The following is a 17,791-nucleotide window of genomic DNA, read 5'->3' as shown; positions in this document are numbered from 1 at the left end:
GGTTTCTTTTTCGACATATCAAAGGTTAGATTGCCTTGATAATATCCTCGACCATCTTCTTGGCATCGGCCAAAAGCATCATTGTATTGTCTTTGTAGAACAGGTCATTGTCGATACCGGCATAACCAGAAGACATAGATCGTTTTACGAACAACACGGTACGTGCTTTATCAACATCCAGAATAGGCATTCCGAAAATCGGGCTTTGCGGATCATCTCTTGCCGCGGGGTTGGTAACGTCATTTGCACCCACAACCAGCGCCACGTCTGCGGTTGAGAAGTCAGAATTGATTTCTTCCAACTCAAACACTTCGTCATAAGGCACGTTTGCTTCTGCAAGCAAAACGTTCATATGACCTGGCATACGACCGGCAACCGGATGAATTGCGTAAACAACTTCCACGCCTTCGTCCTTCAAGGCATCAACCATTTCGCGAAGCGCATGCTGTGCCTGAGCAACAGCAAGACCATACCCCGGAACGATAATAACCTTACCCGCATTCTTCATGATAAAGGCTGCGTCATCCGCTGAACCCGCTTTGAATGGCCGGTCCCCTTTATCAACAGCTTCGGACGCAGCATCACCGCCAAAACCACCAAGAATTACGCTAAAGAACGATCGGTTCATCGCTTTACACATGATGTAGGACAAGATCGCACCGGAAGAGCCGACAAGGGCACCCACGATGATCAAGGCTGTATTTTCAAGCGTAAAGCCAATACCTGCCGCTGCCCAGCCTGAATAGGAATTCAGCATGGAAACAACAACGGGCATATCCGCGCCACCGATCGGAATGATGATCAAGAAGCCGATCAGGAAGGCAAGTGCTGTCATACCCCAGAAAATGCTTGGGTTAAGATCAACACAGAACCAGATAATCAGTCCAAGAATACCCAGACCAATGGCCAGGTTGAGCATATGCTGGCCCGGGAAAACAACCGGATTACCAGAAACAAGACCCTGAAGTTTGGTAAAGGCAATTACAGACCCTGAGAAGGTAATGGCACCGACGACGATACCGATCGCCATCTCGATCCGGCTGAGAACTGTAAGCTCTCCACTTTCACCAATAATGCCATAGGCTTCTGGATTATAAAACGCGGCAGCGGCAACCAGAACGGCAGCCAAACCAACCAAGGAGTGGAAAGCAGCCACAAGCTGCGGCATAGCCGTCATGGCAATCCGCTGCGCGATAACAGCACCGATTGCACCGCCAACAACGATGCCGCCGATGATCCATTCATACGAAAGGACGCTTGGATCCAGAATGGTGACAACCATTGCGATACCCATGCCAAGCATACCCATCACGTTACCGCGACGCGAGCTTTCCGGAGAAGACAGGCCCCTAAGGGCCAGAATGAAGAGAATGGCGGATACCAGATAGGCAAGCGCCGTAAAATTAGCAGACACTGGCTATCCCCCTATTTCTGTTTTTTCTTGTACATGGAGAGCATTCTCTGGGTTACCAGAAAGCCACCAAATATATTGACGGACGCCAGAACGATGGCAATGAAACCAAAGATTTTGGCAAGATTTACCTCTGCAGGACCGGCGGCGATAAGCGCACCGACGATGATAACAGAGGAGATCGCATTGGTAACCGCCATAAGCGGTGTGTGCAATGCTGGTGTTACGCTCCAGACCACATAATATCCGACGAAAATCGCCAAGACAAAAATTGCCAGCCGGAAAACAGTAGGATCGACCATATCCATGATTAGTTTCCTCCTTCTGTCAGAAGTGGGTGAACGATCTTACCGTCTTTGGTAAGGCCAGTCCCCAGAATGATTTCATCTTCCCAATCCATCGCAAGAGAACCGTTCTCTTTATTGATCATGGGTTGCAGGAAGTTCAGCAGGTTCTTGGAGAATAATGCAGAAGCGTCACTGGCAAGACGGCTCGGCACGTTATAATGCCCAACAATCAGAACGCCATTTTCCGTTTCGACAATTTCACCCGGCTGGGACTGCGTCACATTGCCGCCAGCTTCAACCGCCAGATCAACAATCACTGATCCCGGCTTCATGACAGCAAGCATCTCATCAGAAATAAGAATTGGTGCTTCGCGGCCCGGAATCAGGGCTGTTGTTATGACAATATCCTGCTTTTTGACATGATCAAAAACAAGTTCAGCCTGTTTCTTTTTGTATTCTTCAGACATTTCCTTGGCATAACCGCCCTCACCGTCACCAGACTCATCACTTTCAACCATGATGAATTTGGCACCGAGGCTTTCGACCTGTTCCTTCGTTGCAGCACGAACGTCAGTTGCTGTCACAATGGCACCCAACCGGCGTGCGGTCGCAATGGCCTGAAGACCGGCAACACCAACACCCATGATAAAGGCTTTGGCTGGCGCAACTGTGCCGGCTGCAGTCATCATCATTGGCATTCCCTTACCGTAGACTGATGCCGCATCCAGAACAGCTTTATAACCGGCCAGATTTGATTGGGATGACAACACGTCCATTGACTGAGCACGGCTGATACGCGGAACCAGCTCCATTGCATGGGCTTCGATACCAGCGTCAGCATAAGCCTGAACTTGATCTTTATTCTGAAGTGGTGCCAGGATTGCAAGGAGGGTGGCCCCCTTTTTCATCATGGATACTTCGTCTGGTCCGCCTTCTGCTTTGGTCAAGGGGCGTTGAACCTTCAGGACGACATCGGCATCTTTTAGGGCCGCAGCAGCGTCCCCGGCAATAGATGCGCCGGCATCTTTATATTCCTGATCAGAAAAGGAACTGGTTAGACCAGCACCCGTTTCTACAATGACTTCAACTCCCAGACCCACAAACTTTTTGACAGTTTCGGGAGAGGCTGCAACACGTTTTTCGTGCTCTCGCCGCTCCTTCGGGATAGCGATTTTCATAATCGATCCTTATCTAGATTTATGATTATTAAAGTGGGTTTGTTCGACGCCCCCGCAAACGTCTCTCGGTAAAACCGCTTCAAAAACAAAGCGGTATCTGCTTTACAATAGGGTCGCGGCCATAATAACCAACAAGACGATCAAAAGCCCCGTGACCCATGTAAACAACTTTACAAAACCAGCATAAGAAGCTTTTTGAGCCTCAATATTCATACTTCCTGGTTCGTACATTTTATCCCTCCATACAGATAATTACTTTTTCGCGTTGCGGTGCAATATAGCAAAACCATCATCTTCGGCAACAAATTGTCGTCACATTTCACAAATTACACGCAAATTCTTCGACGATATCAAATTCTTGACTTGGCATTATTTAGAAAATCCCCAAGGTTTTCCTAGAGATTTTCTAATTCATCAATAAAGCCTTCAATAACCCCCAAACCTTTTTGCCAAAACGCTGGATCCGATGCATCCAGGTTAAAAGGCGCCAACAGTTCTTTGTGGCGGAGCGTCCCACCAGCCTTCAGCATATCAAAGTATTTTGTCTGAAATCCCTCTTCTGCATCCTGATATACTGCATACAAAGCGTTTACCAGACAATCGCCGAAAGCATAGGCATAGACGTAAAAAGGAGAATGAATAAAGTGCGGTATATATGTCCAAAAATACTGATATTCATCATGCAAACGAATGGCCGGTCCAAGGCTTTCCTTTTGAACATCCATCCAGATCTTCCCGATCTGATCCGGTGACAATTCTTCTTCGCGGCGGGCTGAATGCAACCGGACCTCGAACTCGTAAAAGGCAATTTGGCGGACAACGGTATTGATCATATCCTCAACTTTGCCCGCAAGCATCACGCGGCGCTTGGCTGGATCTTTGGTTTTCTCCAATAAAGCACGGAAGGTCAACTGCTCGCCGAAAACACTGGCTGTTTCTGCCAGCGTTAACGGTGTATCCGATAAAAGTGCCCCTTGCGGACCGGCTAGAACCTGATGCACGCCATGCCCAAGCTCATGGGCCAATGTCATCACGTCCCGGATTTTTCCCTGATAATTCACCAAAAGGTAAGGATGTGCACTTGGCACTGTCGGATGAGCGAAGGCGCCCGGTGACTTTCCGGGACGAACAGACGCGTCGATCCAAGGCTTGTCAAAAAACTCTTTCCCCAGCGCCGCAAGCTCAGGCGAAAACTGACCGTAGGCTTGCAGAACGGTGTCCCGCGCCTCGTCCCAAGGGATAACGCGATCATCATCCTCTGGCAGAGGAGCATTGCGATCCCAATAGTCCAGCTTCTCCTGTCCCATCCATTTTGCTTTCAACGCATAGTAACGGTGGGATAACCGCGGATAAGCCTCTTGAACGGCTGTAGACAATGCCTCTACAACATTATCCTCCACCTGATTTGACAGGTGCCGCAGCGTCATGGGAGAAGCGGTCTTACGCCATTCATCCTCGATCGCTTTGTCCTTCGCCAGTGTATTTGTTATCAACGCAAAAAGGCGGATATTGGCACCAAAAACTTTCCCCAGACTTTTCGCAGCCGATTTTCGGGTTGCCCCATCCGCACTCGACAATAAGTGTAAGATCTGCTGCGATGCCATTTCTTCACCGTTCAAATCAAACTTCAAGCCAGCCATGGTTTCATCAAACAGACGAACCCAGGCACTTCTTCCTGCGATGTCTTTTTCATGAAGCATTGTTTCCAGCGCATCATCGAGTTGATAAGGCTTCATGGCCCGAACATTAGACAGCCAAGGTTCATATTTCTTTAGGGCCTCTACCTCGTACAGACCCTGAAGCCTGCTTTCCTCAATCCGGTTCAGCTCCAGCGTGAAAAACAGAAGATCCGTCGAGATACCATTTACCCGCTCCTGCATGGTCTGAAAGAATTTACCAATATCCGGATCAGACATATCCCCTGCATATACCAGATAGGCATAGGACATCACCCGCCCTAATACTTCCTGCAGGTTTTCATACTCGCCGATTGCTGACGCAAGCCCTTTGCCATCAAGATCGTTCAGTTTGCCTTTATATGTTGCGGAAAACTGTTTCGCTGTTTCCTTGGAATTCTGAATATCCTCCTCCAGTTCAGGGGATTTCCGCGAAGGATACAGATCTGTCAAATCCCATTCCGGTAGGTCTGAGAGAACATTGTCGGACATCGGTAAAGAGCTCCAAATTAGAATGATTATAGTTTTTAAATAGTGTGGGTGCGCTAGCTTACAAGGAAATTTGCGCTTGCCGTCGCAATCGGTTTGCTGCGATCGCTTTGCCAGGCCCGCACGCGCATGTTAGCAATCCTGCGTCCCGGCTTTGTAATAACTGCCGCCGCATAAGAAACTTCCAGTTTTGCGGATCTTAAATATTCGACAGTCAGGTTAATGATCTTCGGAACCTGTGTCACATCATCCTGTGTCGCCAGCATATGTACAAGTGCGGTACTTTCCAGAAAAGCACCAACAATACCACCGTGCAATGCCGGAAGAACCGGGTTCCCGATAAACCGCTTATTTTTGGGAAGAACACAAATGATCTCATCATCCGTTTCTTCAACCTCCAGCCCTAAATAGGTAAAATAGGGAATGACATTGGACATCAAGGCCCAATCGCGTTCCTGCTTGGCTTGTTGGATGATTTTCAAGAATTCTTCAGACGTTAAATCAGCCATTTTTTGCCTCCATTTCCTTGGACGCAACATCAAGCGATTTCGTCGGCGTTGATCGCAGCATAAACGTACTCACACTATTCGCAACAGGATCGTCTGGATCACTGTGATAGGCAACTGACCGAACAAAGGCAATTTGCTTCGTCATCCTGTAGCAATAGGCGTGTGCGTATAGGTCCTCTCCAGGCGTGGCTGGTTTCAGATAATCAATCCGCAAGTCAAGTGTTGCAATCGGAATGTATTTTTTGAGTTTTACATAAATGCACATTCCTGAAGCTGAATCGATCAGAGTCGTCATTATGCCGCCATGCAGGATACCGTTCACCGGATTTCCGGCAAAGCGGGCATCATAGGGGAGCATCATCACGACACCACTATCACTTAACTGCGCAACCTTAACCCCGATATCTCCGCATTGCGGAATGCCTGTATCGATGATCGATTGGATTTGCGATATGTCAAAACCGTCCGACATAAACTTATTCTTCCTTTATATATTTTTTATACCAGTCAACGAATTTCGGAATGCCATCCTCCAGTTTGGTTGACGGATGATAACCCACATCATTCTGTAGACTATCAATATCAGCGTAGGTTTCTTTTACGTCCCCTTTTTGCATCGGTAAAAACTCTGTTTCAGCCTTAATACCCCATGCTTCTTCCAGTGTAGAAACCAGTTTCATCAGAGGTTCAGACCGGTGATTACCAATATTGTAAACCGTATAGGGGGGGGAATCGGAACCACCATCGGCGGGTGCTTTTCTCAAGACCTTGATGATACCATTGACGATATCATCGATATAGGTGAAATCGCGCCGCATATCGCCATTGTTAAAGATTTTGATCTTACGGCCCTTCAGCATCGCATCCGAAAAAAGCCAATATGCCATATCCGGCCGGCCCCAAGGTCCATACACCGTAAAAAATCTAAGCCCCGTGGTCGGCAATCGATATAAATGACTATAACAATGGGCCATCAGTTCATTGGATTTCTTTGTTGCCGCGTACAAGGATACCGGCTTGTCGACGGACTGATCCACCGAATAGGGTAGCTCTTTATTACCCCCGTAAACTGAACTGGAACTTGCATAAACCAGATGATCCAGCGTCTCCAGGCTCCGGCAATATTCAAGAATCGACAAAAACCCGACTAAATTTGATTCTGCATATTCAAAGGGATGAGAAAGGCTGTAGCGAACCCCGGCCTGTGCCGCCAAATGAACAACAGACCTCACTGGATAATTTGATAAGCATTGTTTTAACTCATCCGCTTTTGCGATATCCTGTTTATGAAATATAAATTTCTCAAAGCCTGCTAATTCTTTCAACCGGGCCTTTTTAAGATTAACATCATAATAGTCGTTCAGATTATCAATACCGACAACGGTTTCACCCGCTTCCAAAAGGACTTTGGAAACATGCATTCCAATGAAACCTGCCGCACCCGTCACCAATATTGTCATTCTTTTTGAGTTCCCTAGCAACCAACCAACAGAGTGTAGCGTAGATATCTGATCCCCATAAACTGTTTATCGCTCACAAATGTCAAAAAAAATATGGCGGGTAATATTCTTTCTAAATGTCAGCACTATTGACCTTTTTTGATTATGCTGTTATTTTTTATATATTATAAAAAGTAAATTTGTGTGTATGGGAGCCGAAAATGCAACTAGCAGATGTTACACTCAACGACAAATACGAGCTCGAAAAGGGCCGGATATTTTTGACCGGTATTCAAGCGCTCGTGCGGCTGCCACTTATGCAACGAGCGCGAGACCGAGCCGCTGGCTTAAATACTGCCGGGTTCATCTCAGGATATCGCGGCTCTCCGTTGGGCGGATATGATCAGGCTCTCTGGGCCATCAATCCGCTACTCAAGAAAAACCACATTCATTTTGAGCCAGGTGTAAACGAGGACCTCGCCGCTACCGCCGTGTGGGGGAGCCAACAACTCAACATGTATAAAGGCGCCCATTATGACGGCGTTTTCGGCCTCTGGTACGGTAAAGGCCCTGGCGTTGATCGGACTGGCGATGTGTTCCGCCACGCAAATTCAAACGGAACGTCCAAGCTTGGGGGTGTTCTGGCTCTTGCAGGCGACGACCATGGAATCGTCTCCTCCACCGTTGCCCACCAAAGTGAACATGGCTTCATCGGCTGGATGATGCCGGTGCTTAATCCGTCCAATGTGCAGGAAGTCTTGGATTATGGCCTTATCGGCATCGAAATGTCCCGATATTCTGGCCTGTGGGTTGGCTTTAAATGCGTGTCGGAAACCATCGAAGGGGGCGCCTCGGTATATGTCGACCCGGATCGTGTTCAGATAAAACGCCCGGACATTGAGCTGCCGCCCGGTGGCTTAAACATTCGCGGTGGTGACAATCGATTTGACCAAGAAGTGCGCCTCAACGAACATAAAATTTATGCCGCTCGTGAATTTGCCCGTTTGAACCATCTGGACAAGGTCGTTATGGACTCCCCTAAACGGCGGTTCGGTATCGTCAGTACCGGCAAAGCCTATCTGGATGTCCGGCAGGCGTTAAAGGATCTGGGCATTGATGACGATCTGGCCGCAGAAATCGGCCTGACCGTTTACAAGGTCGGCATGCCCTGGCCTCTGGATCCACAGGGCGTTCGTCAGTTTGCCGAAGGCCTCGAAGAGGTTCTTGTGGTTGAAGAAAAAAGAGCCCTCATCGAAAACCAGATGAAGGAACAGTTATATAACTGGGATACTGGCATTCGGCCCCGAATTATCGGTGAATTTGACGACGCTGGAAAACATATCCTTCCTTCTGCCGGTGAATTAACACCGGCGACGGTCGCACGGGTAATTGCCGCCCGCATCCGTCGTTTTTATACATCTGAATCAGTCGAAAAGCGCCTCGCCTTCCTTGACCAAAAGGAACAGCAACTTAACCAGTCGCCAGCGAAAATCTCGCGGACCCCGTTCTATTGCTCAGGCTGTCCGCATAATACTTCAACTGTTGTTCCTGACGGTAGTCGGGCCGTTGCGGGCATCGGGTGCCATTACATGGTGACCTGGATGAACCGCAATACAAACGAATTTACGCAAATGGGCGGTGAAGGTGTTCCTTGGGTCGGGCAACAGCATTTTACTGACGAAAAACACATTTTCGCAAATCTGGGCGATGGTACCTACCATCATTCTGGTTTGCTTGCCATCCGGCAGGCAATTTCAGCCAAAGCAAATATAACCTATAAGATTCTCTATAATGATGCAGTCGCCATGACCGGTGGGCAACCTTTGGAAGATCAACTTACGCCTTGGCAGATTGCGCAGCAGGTTGCCGGTGAAGGTGTCAAAACCATCCGGATTGTCTCAGACGAGCCGGACAAATATCCGTCCAGCATCAACTGGCCAAAAGGAACAACCTTTCACCACCGGGACGATCTGGACGCCGTGCAAAAATCATTGCGCGAAGTCGAAGGCGTCACCATTCTTCTTTATGATCAGACCTGTGCTGCTGAGAAGCGCCGCCGCCGTAAACGCGGGACCTTCCCGGACCCGGCCAAACGGGTCATGATTAATGATCTGGTTTGCGAAGGCTGTGGTGATTGTTCCGTTAAATCCAACTGTATTTCCGTCGAGCCGCTGGAAACAGAATTTGGCCGCAAAAGAACAATCAACCAGTCGTCCTGTAACAAAGACTTTTCTTGCGTCAAAGGCTTCTGCCCCAGTTTCATAACCATCGAAGGCGGACAACTGCGCAAACCCGAAAAAAGTGCCTTAAGCGATCCTGCACAGGATGTTCCGATGCCAACTTTAAAAGGCGTGGATCAACCTTACCGTATTCTGATCACGGGGATCGGCGGAACCGGTGTTGTCACCATCGGGGCACTTTTGGGGATGGCCGCCCATCTGGAAAGCAAAGGTGTAACAGTTCTGGATCAGGCAGGTCTCGCGCAAAAAGGCGGGGCAGTTACAAGCCATATTCATATCGCCAAAACACCTGAGCAGATAAACTCTGTTCGTATTCCTGCTGGTCGTGCAGATCTATTGATTGGTTGTGACATGGTTGTCGCAGGCTCTTACGACTCGCTTGCAAAACTGGATAAAGGCATTGCCCATGCGGTGGTAAACTCTCATCCGGCTCCAACAATGGACTTTACCTTAAATCCAGACGCCCCCTTCCCTGTACAGGATACTCTGGATCATATTCAGGAAGCTGTCGGAAAAGAGGCCTGCCATCTGATCGAAGCAAGCGAGATTGCAACGACCCTGATGGGAGACGCCATCGCCACTAATCTCTTTATGTTGGGATATGCCTGGCAAAAAGGGTTCGTTCCTTTAGAGCTGGACTCTCTTCTCAAAGCTATCGAACTAAACGGCGTTGCTATCGAAGCAAATAAGAAAGCGTTCTCATGGGGTCGTGCCATGGCCCATAACCCGGACCTCGTACTGAAAGAAGTTCAGAAAATTACTGGTCCAGAAACTACGGAAGAGCCCGCAACAGATATTGAAGACATTATCCAGCGCCGGATTGCCTTCCTGACTGATTATCAAAATGCAGCCTATGCTGACCGGTTTAATCAGTTGGTTCGGATTGTTCAAAAAACCGAACAGGCTGTCATTGGTAACAGCAGTCAATTGACGGAAGCAACCGCCCGGTCGTTCTTTAAGTTTATGGCCTACAAAGATGAGTATGAGGTTGCCCGCCTGCACACACAAACCGGCTTCCTTGAAAAGGTCGATCGCATGATGGACGGTGACTACAAAGTAAAATACCATCTTGCCCCTCCTCTATTTGCGAAAAAAGATCCTGAGACAGGTCAGTTACGCAAGCAGGAATTTGGCCCGGCAACAGCAAAACTGTTCCGTTTCATTGCCAAGTTTAAAGGTCTGCGCGGAACAGCCTTGGATCCGTTCGGCAAAACGCAGGAACGCAAGATGGAACGCCAGCTGATCGTCGATTTCGAAGCAACAATCTTGGAATTGATCGAAAACCTGAACACGGCCAATCATGCACTTGCCACCGAAATAGCAGCCCTCCCCATGCAAGTCCGAGGATATGGACATGTTAAAGAAGCGGCTGTAAAAACTTATTACGCTGAAACAAGCAACCTACTGAGCCAGTTGAAAAACCCGGCACCGCAGGCAACAGCAGCGGAATAAGGATCACATTGGGAAGGGCGTTCGCGCCCTTCCGATACTTTGAAACTTTATGGGCCTGGCGCCGATGAACTTCTCGCATCGTCGTTTTTCGAAGTTTCAGAAGCGGCGTATAGCGGTTTCAAACCGACCATCAGGGTCCGAATAAGACGCGCAGCATCCATATTCATTTCAACCTTTTCCAAATCGCCTTCTGCCAGTCCTTCATGCCTGCAGGCGGCGCTACTCAGCAGTCGCGTAACATCCTTTTCGGATAAGTACCCCTTTCGAACACATTCCTGTATCAGAAATTCGACGATTGTAAGGGCAGCGAACCCCGCTGTTTCTTGAGAAAAATGCGTCATGTTCCATTTATCAAAAAAGGCCGCCCCTAAGTTTTGGGGCGACCTTTTGCACTTAATACGTGTTTTTTGAGTTTCAAGCGTTATTCGGCAGGAACGGCAACCCATTGACCATCCAGGGACAGATATTCCTGTCCATCCTTGCGGTAGAAGCTCTCGGAACCTGCCTTTTTCAGAACTGCCAGCATTGCAGGCAACGACTGCCCCTCTGCTTCCAGTTTGGCAATCACCTTCTTTGGTCCTAGCTGGTCTAGCAATTCAAAAGGTCCTTTTGCCCAACCGAAACCCCAACGCATGGCACGGTCAATATTAACAACATCATCAGCGATTTCCGGAACAAGATCAGCAGCATAAAGAAGCGTGCCCCCCATAATATCCCAGACAAGCTTGCTTTCCGCATCGTCGCCAAAGAAAACTGTTTCTGTGGCAGCATGAGCCGGCGACAGTTCAATCTTATCTGCAGCCCGCCATGCCTGATCCGTCAGATCAAAAATTTCTTTGGTTTTTGTTCCATCCTCAGCCACATTCAGACGATAAAAACCGCCTTTGGCTTTGCGGCCCAATTGACCCCGTTCCAACATCGCCTGTTCAGCGCCCGGAAAAGACGTAAAGGACCGGCCCACATCTTCTGCTGGAAGATTTACCTGCAAATTTTTACCGACAAGATCCATAATATCCAGACCAATCAAATCGATCAGGCCATACAGACCGGTAGGAGGAAGGCCTACAGGTTTTGATAATAGAGCGTCCACCTTTTCCATGGGCATACCCGCCTTTAAAGCCGCTTGCGCCTTATGCAGCCCTGAAAGCATGAAGAAACAGCCAATTCGGTTCCCGATAAAATTTACGGTGTCTTTGGCATACACAACGCCTTTGCCCAGTTTGTTGGCACAGAAATCCGCAAGGGCATCTGTCACATCAGCGGTGGTGTCTTCACCCGGAATCAATTCCATTAGCCGCATAATTTTCACTGGATTGAAAAAATGAGTGACGACAATGTCTTGGCGAAGGCGTTCAGGCATGCCTGCGGCAATGTCTTTAAGCGGAATACCGGAAGTATTTGTCGAAACAACGGACCCCTCTTTTCGTAGTGGCTCCAGCTTTTCAAAGAGGCTGCGCTTGGTTTCTAGATCCTCGATGATTGCTTCACAAATCCAGTCATAGTTTGCGATTTTTTCAAGATCATCTTCAAAACTGCCGAGGCTGATTTTTTCTGCAGACGCAGGATTTTCAAACGCCGGAGGGCGAATGCTCTTCATTCTTTCCAATGATGCTTCCGCCGCTTCTCTCGTTACGTCAAGCAAGAGCACGTCTGCACCCGCATCTGCAGACGCTGCAGCGATTCCAAGGCCCATGGTTCCGCCGCCCAATACGGCCACTGATGTCACACTTCTTGTCATTTTCTTTCCTCAAGACAGCCAGGATTCTCATCCCTGATTAATTCATGTCCTGAGTTAGCATTTTGCCGGCAAAAGAGAAATGGAAATATACTATTCCAGAGAACCCTTATGGTCTCTTGCGACTAAAATTAGGAGGGATGAAAAGGGTTTTATCAAAACGGAAAATTGAGCGATAAAGGCAATGCCTGTCTTGGGCTCAACCGGAATAGTGTTGTTCTGGCCACTGCCCAATTACATTCGATTTCAATCGTTTGCTGTCTCGCTTTTGCGCCAAAGCTTCGTGAGGGCGTAACGTCTGTGTAGGTGTATCAAGCAAAAGAGGTGCTGGTAAACAGCATCCGAAAAAAGCCAGTATTTTTCCCGGATGATTGTTCACGTCAGCACCTCAATCGCGCATCACGTAATCTTAAAAGGCATCGCCTTCAGGTGGGATATCATCTTCCTCTTCAGGAGCTTCAGAAGGAGGCACTTCCAGCATACCCAAAGCGTGCTTATACAGGTCAATCATATATTCCTGTTCTTGATAATCAGCTTTATCCATTTTACGCAGCCGAAGAATTGCCCGCATGGCCTTTACATCAAACCCGGTTCCTTTTGCTTCAGCAAAAATTTCCTTTATGTCATCTGCGAGTGCTTTTTTCTCTTCTTCCAGTCGTTCGATCCGCTCAATATAGGATCGCAAATGATCCGCTGCTACGCCGCCAACGTCAGCCATACTTTACCTCTTTACTTTCAGTATATTTGGATAAGATACCAACCTGATCTTAGTGACCAGGATGGCTAGTTTTGAATTTTTCTTTCTGTTCATCAGTTGCTTCACTCTGATGCTTGGACTTCCATTCTTCATAGGGCATGCCGTACACGATTTCACGGGCTTGAGCCTTGTCCATTTCCAGACCAGCTTCTTCGGCCGCTTCCTGATACCAGTTTGACAAACAATTACGGCAAAATCCGGCAAGGTTCATCAAATCGATATTCTGAACGTCCGTCCGAGTCTGTAAATGCTCGCGCAAGCGGCGAAAAGCGGCTGCTTCCAATTTCAATGTTGTTTCATCTGTCATTTTATTTTCCCGGACTCTAAAAAAGTTGCTCTCAGTTTAGGCCTGTTGTCGTCTCTTGCAAGACCTGATCCACAACAGCATTTAACGCTTTTCGGTTTTCCATACCATCTTTACGCGCTTGATGATACGTCGCCAATTGGCGTTCCGCAGACGTTCCCCGCGACAGGATCGTTCGAGCGTGCAGAACTTCGTTCAAACAACCAAGTGCTTCGGCGTCTTCACGAACCAACTCGATAATTTCTTCGATCAGTTCACTGGTTTTTACCTGCCCCGGTATCCCCAGATCAATCAGACTGCCCTCCACGCCAAATCGCTGGGCCAACCAACGATTTTCTGCAACCAACGTCGCAGGATAGATACGCCAGCGCTGATTTTTCCGGCGTAGCCGATAGAGCATACGCAACAAGGAAGAATACAAAGCCGCGATGCAAAGCGTGTCCTCGACCAATGAACAGACATCGGTCATGCGCATTTCCAAAGTTGGGAATTTGGACGACGGCCGCAAATCCCACCAGATCTTAGACCCATCTTCAATAGAACCAGCTTCAACCATGGTGCTGACAAGCCGTTCAAATTCACCGTAACTATCAAACCGATCCGGAACACCTGTTCGCGGAAGGCTGTCGAAGACACTAAGCCGGTAGGATTTTAGACCGCTCACTTCCCCTCGCCAAAAAGGCGAAGAGGTGCTGAGCGCAAGCAAGTGAGGCAGAAAATAAGAAACTTGGTTCATCAAATCGATCCGCAGTTCCTGATCCTCAATACCACAATGTACATGCATCCCACAAATCATCAGGCGTCTGACAACCGCCTGCAAATCTTGTGCAATTACGTCATACCGCTCTTTCGCCGTATGTTTCAGCAAATGCCAATCCGCGAAAGGATGGGTAGACGCCGCCATAAGCTTTAAGTCATAGCTTTCCACCACTTTTGAAACGGTTGATCTCAGCTCTCCCAACGCGTCACGGGCTTCTGTGATATTGGAACATACCCGTGTTCCGATCTCCAACTGAGAACGCAAGAATTCTGGCGTCACCTGATGATCAGGCAACCGCTTTTGACACTCAACCAGAATTTCTGCTGGCGGATCGATCGCCAGATCCCGGGTTTCAGGATCAACAAGCAAATATTCTTCTTCGATACCGATGGTGAAGCCGGGCTCTTTCACTGTCATTAAAACCTCTTATCTGACGCTGTTTCCTGTCAGGAAACCGCAAGCCTTTTTTGCAACTGGAGGACAGCATCAACCATAAGGCTGGACCATTGTTCCGCGCCATGATGCGTATCAATTAAATCCTGCCGGATCTCAATTACAACATGGGGAATGTCCCGCTTGGTACCATGCTCATTCATTGTATAGCCGAACGGCTGCTTCGCTGAATAAGGTTCATTGTCCCCAACCACCAATGTCGGGTTTTTACGGAAAATTTCCAGCAAGGGCCGCGCCAGCCGCTCATCCTGATCCCATAAAATCCCCACATGCCATGGTCTTTCAAAATCGTTCATGACCGGTGTAAAGGAATGCATGGATAAAACGATCGGCTGCTTGTGATCCGCGACTTTCCGATCCAGCATTTGACGGAGTTTATTGTGATAGGGTTCAAAGTAGCCTGCCACCCTTTCCGCCTTTTGAACTGCTGTCAGACCTACATTCGCCGGAACCCGCACCCCATCACTCTCAACGGGCATACTCGCAGGATCATCTGGATAGCGATTGGGATCTATCAAAAGGCGGGAAAAGCCGGAATAAATCGCTGACGCCTCAAGTTTATCGCTCATTCGTCGGGTGACATCCTCAATTCCGATATCCCAGGCGACATGCCGCCGAAGCAACGCGGGGTCCTCAATGCCCAATAGATTATAGGCCTCAGGGATGTGCCGGCTTGCATGGTCAGCAATCAACAATATCGGAGATGAACTCTCTTCATGAGTGGTAGAAAACGGGTCAGACATAGATTGAGTATATGGCGATTAATTTAAAAAACCATCATATCCCATATTCTGTACTCAAAGAAAAGAAATTGATTTGTGCAGGCCGCAATCAGGCATTAATCCTGATCCCAGCGTTCCTCGATTGCACGCGCGATCCCGGCAAAATCCGCCTCGTCTTCCATCATACCATCTGGCGCTAACCACCAGTCCGCCATTTCATTGTTAAAATAAGCAACTGGATCAGACATTCCCGTTTGGGAAAGCTCATCCATGCGGGCCACTGCCCATGCATAATTATACTTTTTGGGCGCCAACTCGGCGGGATCAACCAAGCGTACTGAAATGTTGGGCTCTTTCTTAGAAAAAGCAGAAAACTGACGGGGTTTATGGGACCGATGTCCGCTTAAAACAGATTTATGCAAGCCAGAAAACCGTATTTTCTGCCGGAACGCCTGACGGAAAGTGCGCTTTGCCATAGGCCCTACTCTCACGCGCATTTCTCCCACCAGAAAGCCAATGCCATCTGCGACTGAATATATAGCCCGTTCAAAAGTAACTTGAAATGATCCTGGGTGCCCCATGCGAATCCGTCTGTGATGTCTTGATTTTATTGCTTAGATTTTGTTTTGCCAGATACGCAGTTAAATTTTTCTTAACGAAAAGCGGGGAAGGTGAAGTTGAAGAAAGAAAAAAAACAGATTGGTAAAAGCGAGGCTATCTCGCCAATTTTTGTTTTCGTTTTGGCAAAAATGAAAATAAAACGAAATTAAAACAAATATATTTACCTTTTCTCTAGGGACAGAGGATGTTAGTGTCCTATCTTCAACAAGCTATTGGTGTTTTTACATTTTCAGCACCATATCCAGCATATTAAGTAAGTGTGATTTCTTTATTCCAACAATTCTATAAACCATAAGAAATATTGGCATGCGCAGACTCAGAAAAACCAAAATTGTTGCCACCCTTGGCCCCGCCAGTTCGGATGAAAAAACTGTCAAAGCTCTTCACCTAGCAGGGGCAGACGTCTTTCGGCTTAACTTCAGTCACGGGGAGCCGCAAGATCACAAATCACGCTACGACATTATTAGAAATCTGGAACAAACCGAAGGGCGTCCCATTGGCATTTTGGCAGATTTACAAGGCCCCAAGATCCGGGTTGGTACCTTTGAGGACGGCAAAGTCCTTCTCGAAAAAGGGCAAACCTTTCGCCTCGATCTTGATGAAGCCGCAGGCAATTCTGAACGGGTCTGCCTTCCTCATAAAAGGGTCATGTCGTCGCTCGAAAAAGGAACCATACTGCTCCTTGATGATGGCAAATTGAAACTCGGTGTTACTGAAGCATCTGAAACCCATGCACAATGCGAGGTTTTAATCGGCGGAAAACTCTCTGACCGTAAGGGCGTCAATATTCCAAACGCCATTGTCAACATGTCCCCGCTTACAGACAAAGATAGGCGCGACCTGGATTATGCACTGGAATTGGGTGTAGACTGGATCGCCCTTAGTTTTGTCCAGCGGCCAGAGGACATTGCCGAAATCAAGAAAATAGTCGCAGGGCGCGCCGCGGTCATGGCCAAAATTGAAAAACCAGCCGCAGTTGAACATCTGGAAGGAATTATTGAGCTGGCAGATGCTGTTATGGTCGCGCGCGGTGATCTGGGTGTCGAAATTCCCCTGCCTGAAGTACCTGCGGTTCAGAAGAAAATCATTAATGCAGCCAAGAATTCTGGCAAACCGGTTGTTGTCGCTACTCAAATGCTGGAAAGCATGATCTCCTCTCCCGTGCCCACACGCGCAGAGGCAACCGACGTTGCCAATGCGATCTATGATGGAGCTGATGCCGTCATGTTGTCTGCTGAAAGCGCCGCTGGAGAATATCCCATTGAGGCCGTCACCATGATGAGTGACATTGCGGTCCAAACCGAAAAAGACCCGAACTATAGTAAGATGATGGATGCCAAGCATGGCCCGCTCGAAGCGACTACAGCCGACGCCATCAGTGCCGCTGCCTCGCAGGTTGCGAGCACCATCGGCGCCACGGCCATTGTCACTTATACAACATCCGGTTCAACAGCCTTGCGGGCGTCACGCGAACGGGGCAGCACCCCTGTTCTGGCATTGACGCCAGCGTTACCAACGGCACGCAAGCTCGCTCTCGCGTGGGGCCTTCACTGCGTTCACACAAGTGATGCAAAAAATTTCTCAGATATGGTTGAACGGGCGTGTAATACCTGTTTTCAGGAAGGGTTCGCCCGGCCTGGAGATCGTATTGTTATTATGGCGGGCGTCCCCTTCGGCACCCCAGGGTCAACAAATATCCTGCGAATTGCCTGGGTTGGAGAAAAACCTTTAGCAAAATAAAAACAGAAAACAGAGGAC

16 protein-coding genes and 1 pseudogene are annotated in these 17,791 nt (G+C 48.4%); 2 read left to right on the top strand and 15 right to left on the bottom strand.

The window, feature by feature from the left end:
• Nucleotides 1-25: 25 nt before the first annotated feature.
• From ACJAYR_RS01860 to ACJAYR_RS01825, 8 genes and pseudogenes are all read right to left on the bottom strand, one after another.
• Nucleotides 26-1,414 (bottom strand): NAD(P)(+) transhydrogenase (Re/Si-specific) subunit beta, encoded by a 1,389-nt coding sequence (locus tag ACJAYR_RS01860; protein WP_169544731.1) that lies wholly within the window; start codon nucleotides 1,412-1,414, stop codon nucleotides 26-28.
• An 11-nt stretch (nucleotides 1,415-1,425) separates the two neighbouring features.
• Nucleotides 1,426-1,710: pseudogene (locus ACJAYR_RS01855) on the bottom strand (NAD(P) transhydrogenase subunit alpha); the annotation flags it as partial.
• An 11-nt stretch (nucleotides 1,711-1,721) separates the two neighbouring features.
• Nucleotides 1,722-2,876, bottom strand: a complete 1,155-nt coding sequence (locus ACJAYR_RS01850; protein ID WP_415235021.1) for a Re/Si-specific NAD(P)(+) transhydrogenase subunit alpha — start codon at nucleotides 2,874-2,876, stop codon at nucleotides 1,722-1,724.
• 102 nt (nucleotides 2,877-2,978) lie between these two features.
• The gene (locus tag ACJAYR_RS01845) at nucleotides 2,979-3,107 is read right to left on the bottom strand and encodes an aa3-type cytochrome c oxidase subunit IV (RefSeq protein WP_169544729.1); all 129 of its coding nucleotides are present in this window, start codon (nucleotides 3,105-3,107) and stop codon (nucleotides 2,979-2,981) included.
• Nucleotides 3,108-3,271: 164 nt separating this feature from the next.
• On the bottom strand, nucleotides 3,272-5,044 hold the full coding sequence (locus ACJAYR_RS01840) for a M3 family oligoendopeptidase (RefSeq protein WP_415235020.1): 1,773 nt from the start codon (nucleotides 5,042-5,044) through the stop codon (nucleotides 3,272-3,274).
• Nucleotides 5,045-5,097: 53 nt separating this feature from the next.
• The gene (locus ACJAYR_RS01835) at nucleotides 5,098-5,550 is read right to left on the bottom strand and encodes a PaaI family thioesterase (protein ID WP_415235019.1); all 453 of its coding nucleotides are present in this window, start codon (nucleotides 5,548-5,550) and stop codon (nucleotides 5,098-5,100) included.
• Entirely contained in the window at nucleotides 5,543-6,022 is a 480-nt protein-coding gene (locus ACJAYR_RS01830; protein WP_415235018.1) for a PaaI family thioesterase, read from the bottom strand. Before ACJAYR_RS01830 ends, ACJAYR_RS01835 begins: the two co-directional genes overlap by 8 nt.
• A 4-nt stretch (nucleotides 6,023-6,026) precedes the next feature.
• The gene (locus ACJAYR_RS01825) at nucleotides 6,027-7,010 is read right to left on the bottom strand and encodes an NAD-dependent epimerase/dehydratase family protein (protein ID WP_415235017.1); all 984 of its coding nucleotides are present in this window, start codon (nucleotides 7,008-7,010) and stop codon (nucleotides 6,027-6,029) included.
• A gap of 200 nt (nucleotides 7,011-7,210) precedes the next feature.
• On the opposite strand from ACJAYR_RS01825, the gene ACJAYR_RS01820 reads away from it, so the two are divergent.
• The gene (locus ACJAYR_RS01820) at nucleotides 7,211-10,681 is read left to right on the top strand and encodes an indolepyruvate ferredoxin oxidoreductase family protein (protein ID WP_415235016.1); all 3,471 of its coding nucleotides are present in this window, start codon (nucleotides 7,211-7,213) and stop codon (nucleotides 10,679-10,681) included.
• A 47-nt stretch (nucleotides 10,682-10,728) separates the two neighbouring features.
• On the opposite strand, the gene ACJAYR_RS01815 is transcribed toward ACJAYR_RS01820, so the two are convergent.
• The 7 genes from ACJAYR_RS01815 to ACJAYR_RS01785 all read right to left on the bottom strand — a co-directional run bounded on the left by ACJAYR_RS01815 (nucleotide 10,729) and on the right by ACJAYR_RS01785 (nucleotide 15,888).
• On the bottom strand, nucleotides 10,729-11,022 hold the full coding sequence (locus ACJAYR_RS01815) for a hypothetical protein (RefSeq protein ID WP_415235015.1): 294 nt from the start codon (nucleotides 11,020-11,022) through the stop codon (nucleotides 10,729-10,731).
• Between the two features lie 80 nt (nucleotides 11,023-11,102).
• Nucleotides 11,103-12,419: a 3-hydroxyacyl-CoA dehydrogenase NAD-binding domain-containing protein gene (locus ACJAYR_RS01810; protein ID WP_415235014.1), complete on the bottom strand. Its 1,317-nt coding sequence runs from the start codon at nucleotides 12,417-12,419 to the stop codon at nucleotides 11,103-11,105.
• 406 nt (nucleotides 12,420-12,825) lie between these two features.
• Entirely contained in the window at nucleotides 12,826-13,134 is a 309-nt protein-coding gene (locus tag ACJAYR_RS01805) for a DUF2312 domain-containing protein (RefSeq protein WP_415235013.1), read from the bottom strand.
• Nucleotides 13,135-13,183: 49 nt separating this feature from the next.
• Nucleotides 13,184-13,480, bottom strand: coding sequence for a DUF1244 domain-containing protein (locus ACJAYR_RS01800; RefSeq protein ID WP_415235012.1), 297 nt, complete (start codon nucleotides 13,478-13,480; stop codon nucleotides 13,184-13,186).
• A gap of 31 nt (nucleotides 13,481-13,511) precedes the next feature.
• Nucleotides 13,512-14,648, bottom strand: a complete 1,137-nt coding sequence (locus tag ACJAYR_RS01795) for a carboxylate-amine ligase (protein WP_415235111.1) — start codon at nucleotides 14,646-14,648, stop codon at nucleotides 13,512-13,514.
• Nucleotides 14,649-14,683: 35 nt separating this feature from the next.
• Nucleotides 14,684-15,433 (bottom strand): N-formylglutamate amidohydrolase, encoded by a 750-nt coding sequence (locus ACJAYR_RS01790; protein WP_415235011.1) that lies wholly within the window; start codon nucleotides 15,431-15,433, stop codon nucleotides 14,684-14,686.
• A gap of 95 nt (nucleotides 15,434-15,528) precedes the next feature.
• Entirely contained in the window at nucleotides 15,529-15,888 is a 360-nt protein-coding gene (locus tag ACJAYR_RS01785; RefSeq protein WP_415235010.1) for a hypothetical protein, read from the bottom strand.
• A 451-nt stretch (nucleotides 15,889-16,339) separates the two neighbouring features.
• On the opposite strand from ACJAYR_RS01785, the gene pyk reads away from it, so the two are divergent.
• Nucleotides 16,340-17,773, top strand: coding sequence for a pyruvate kinase (gene pyk, locus ACJAYR_RS01780; protein WP_415235009.1), 1,434 nt, complete (start codon nucleotides 16,340-16,342; stop codon nucleotides 17,771-17,773).
• Nucleotides 17,774-17,791 lie beyond the last annotated feature (18 nt).

Origin of the sequence: Sneathiella sp., assembly GCF_047631475.1 — a bacterium.
GTDB lineage: Bacteria > Pseudomonadota > Alphaproteobacteria > Sneathiellales > Sneathiellaceae > Sneathiella.
This window is presented reverse-complemented; position numbering and strand designations above follow the sequence as displayed.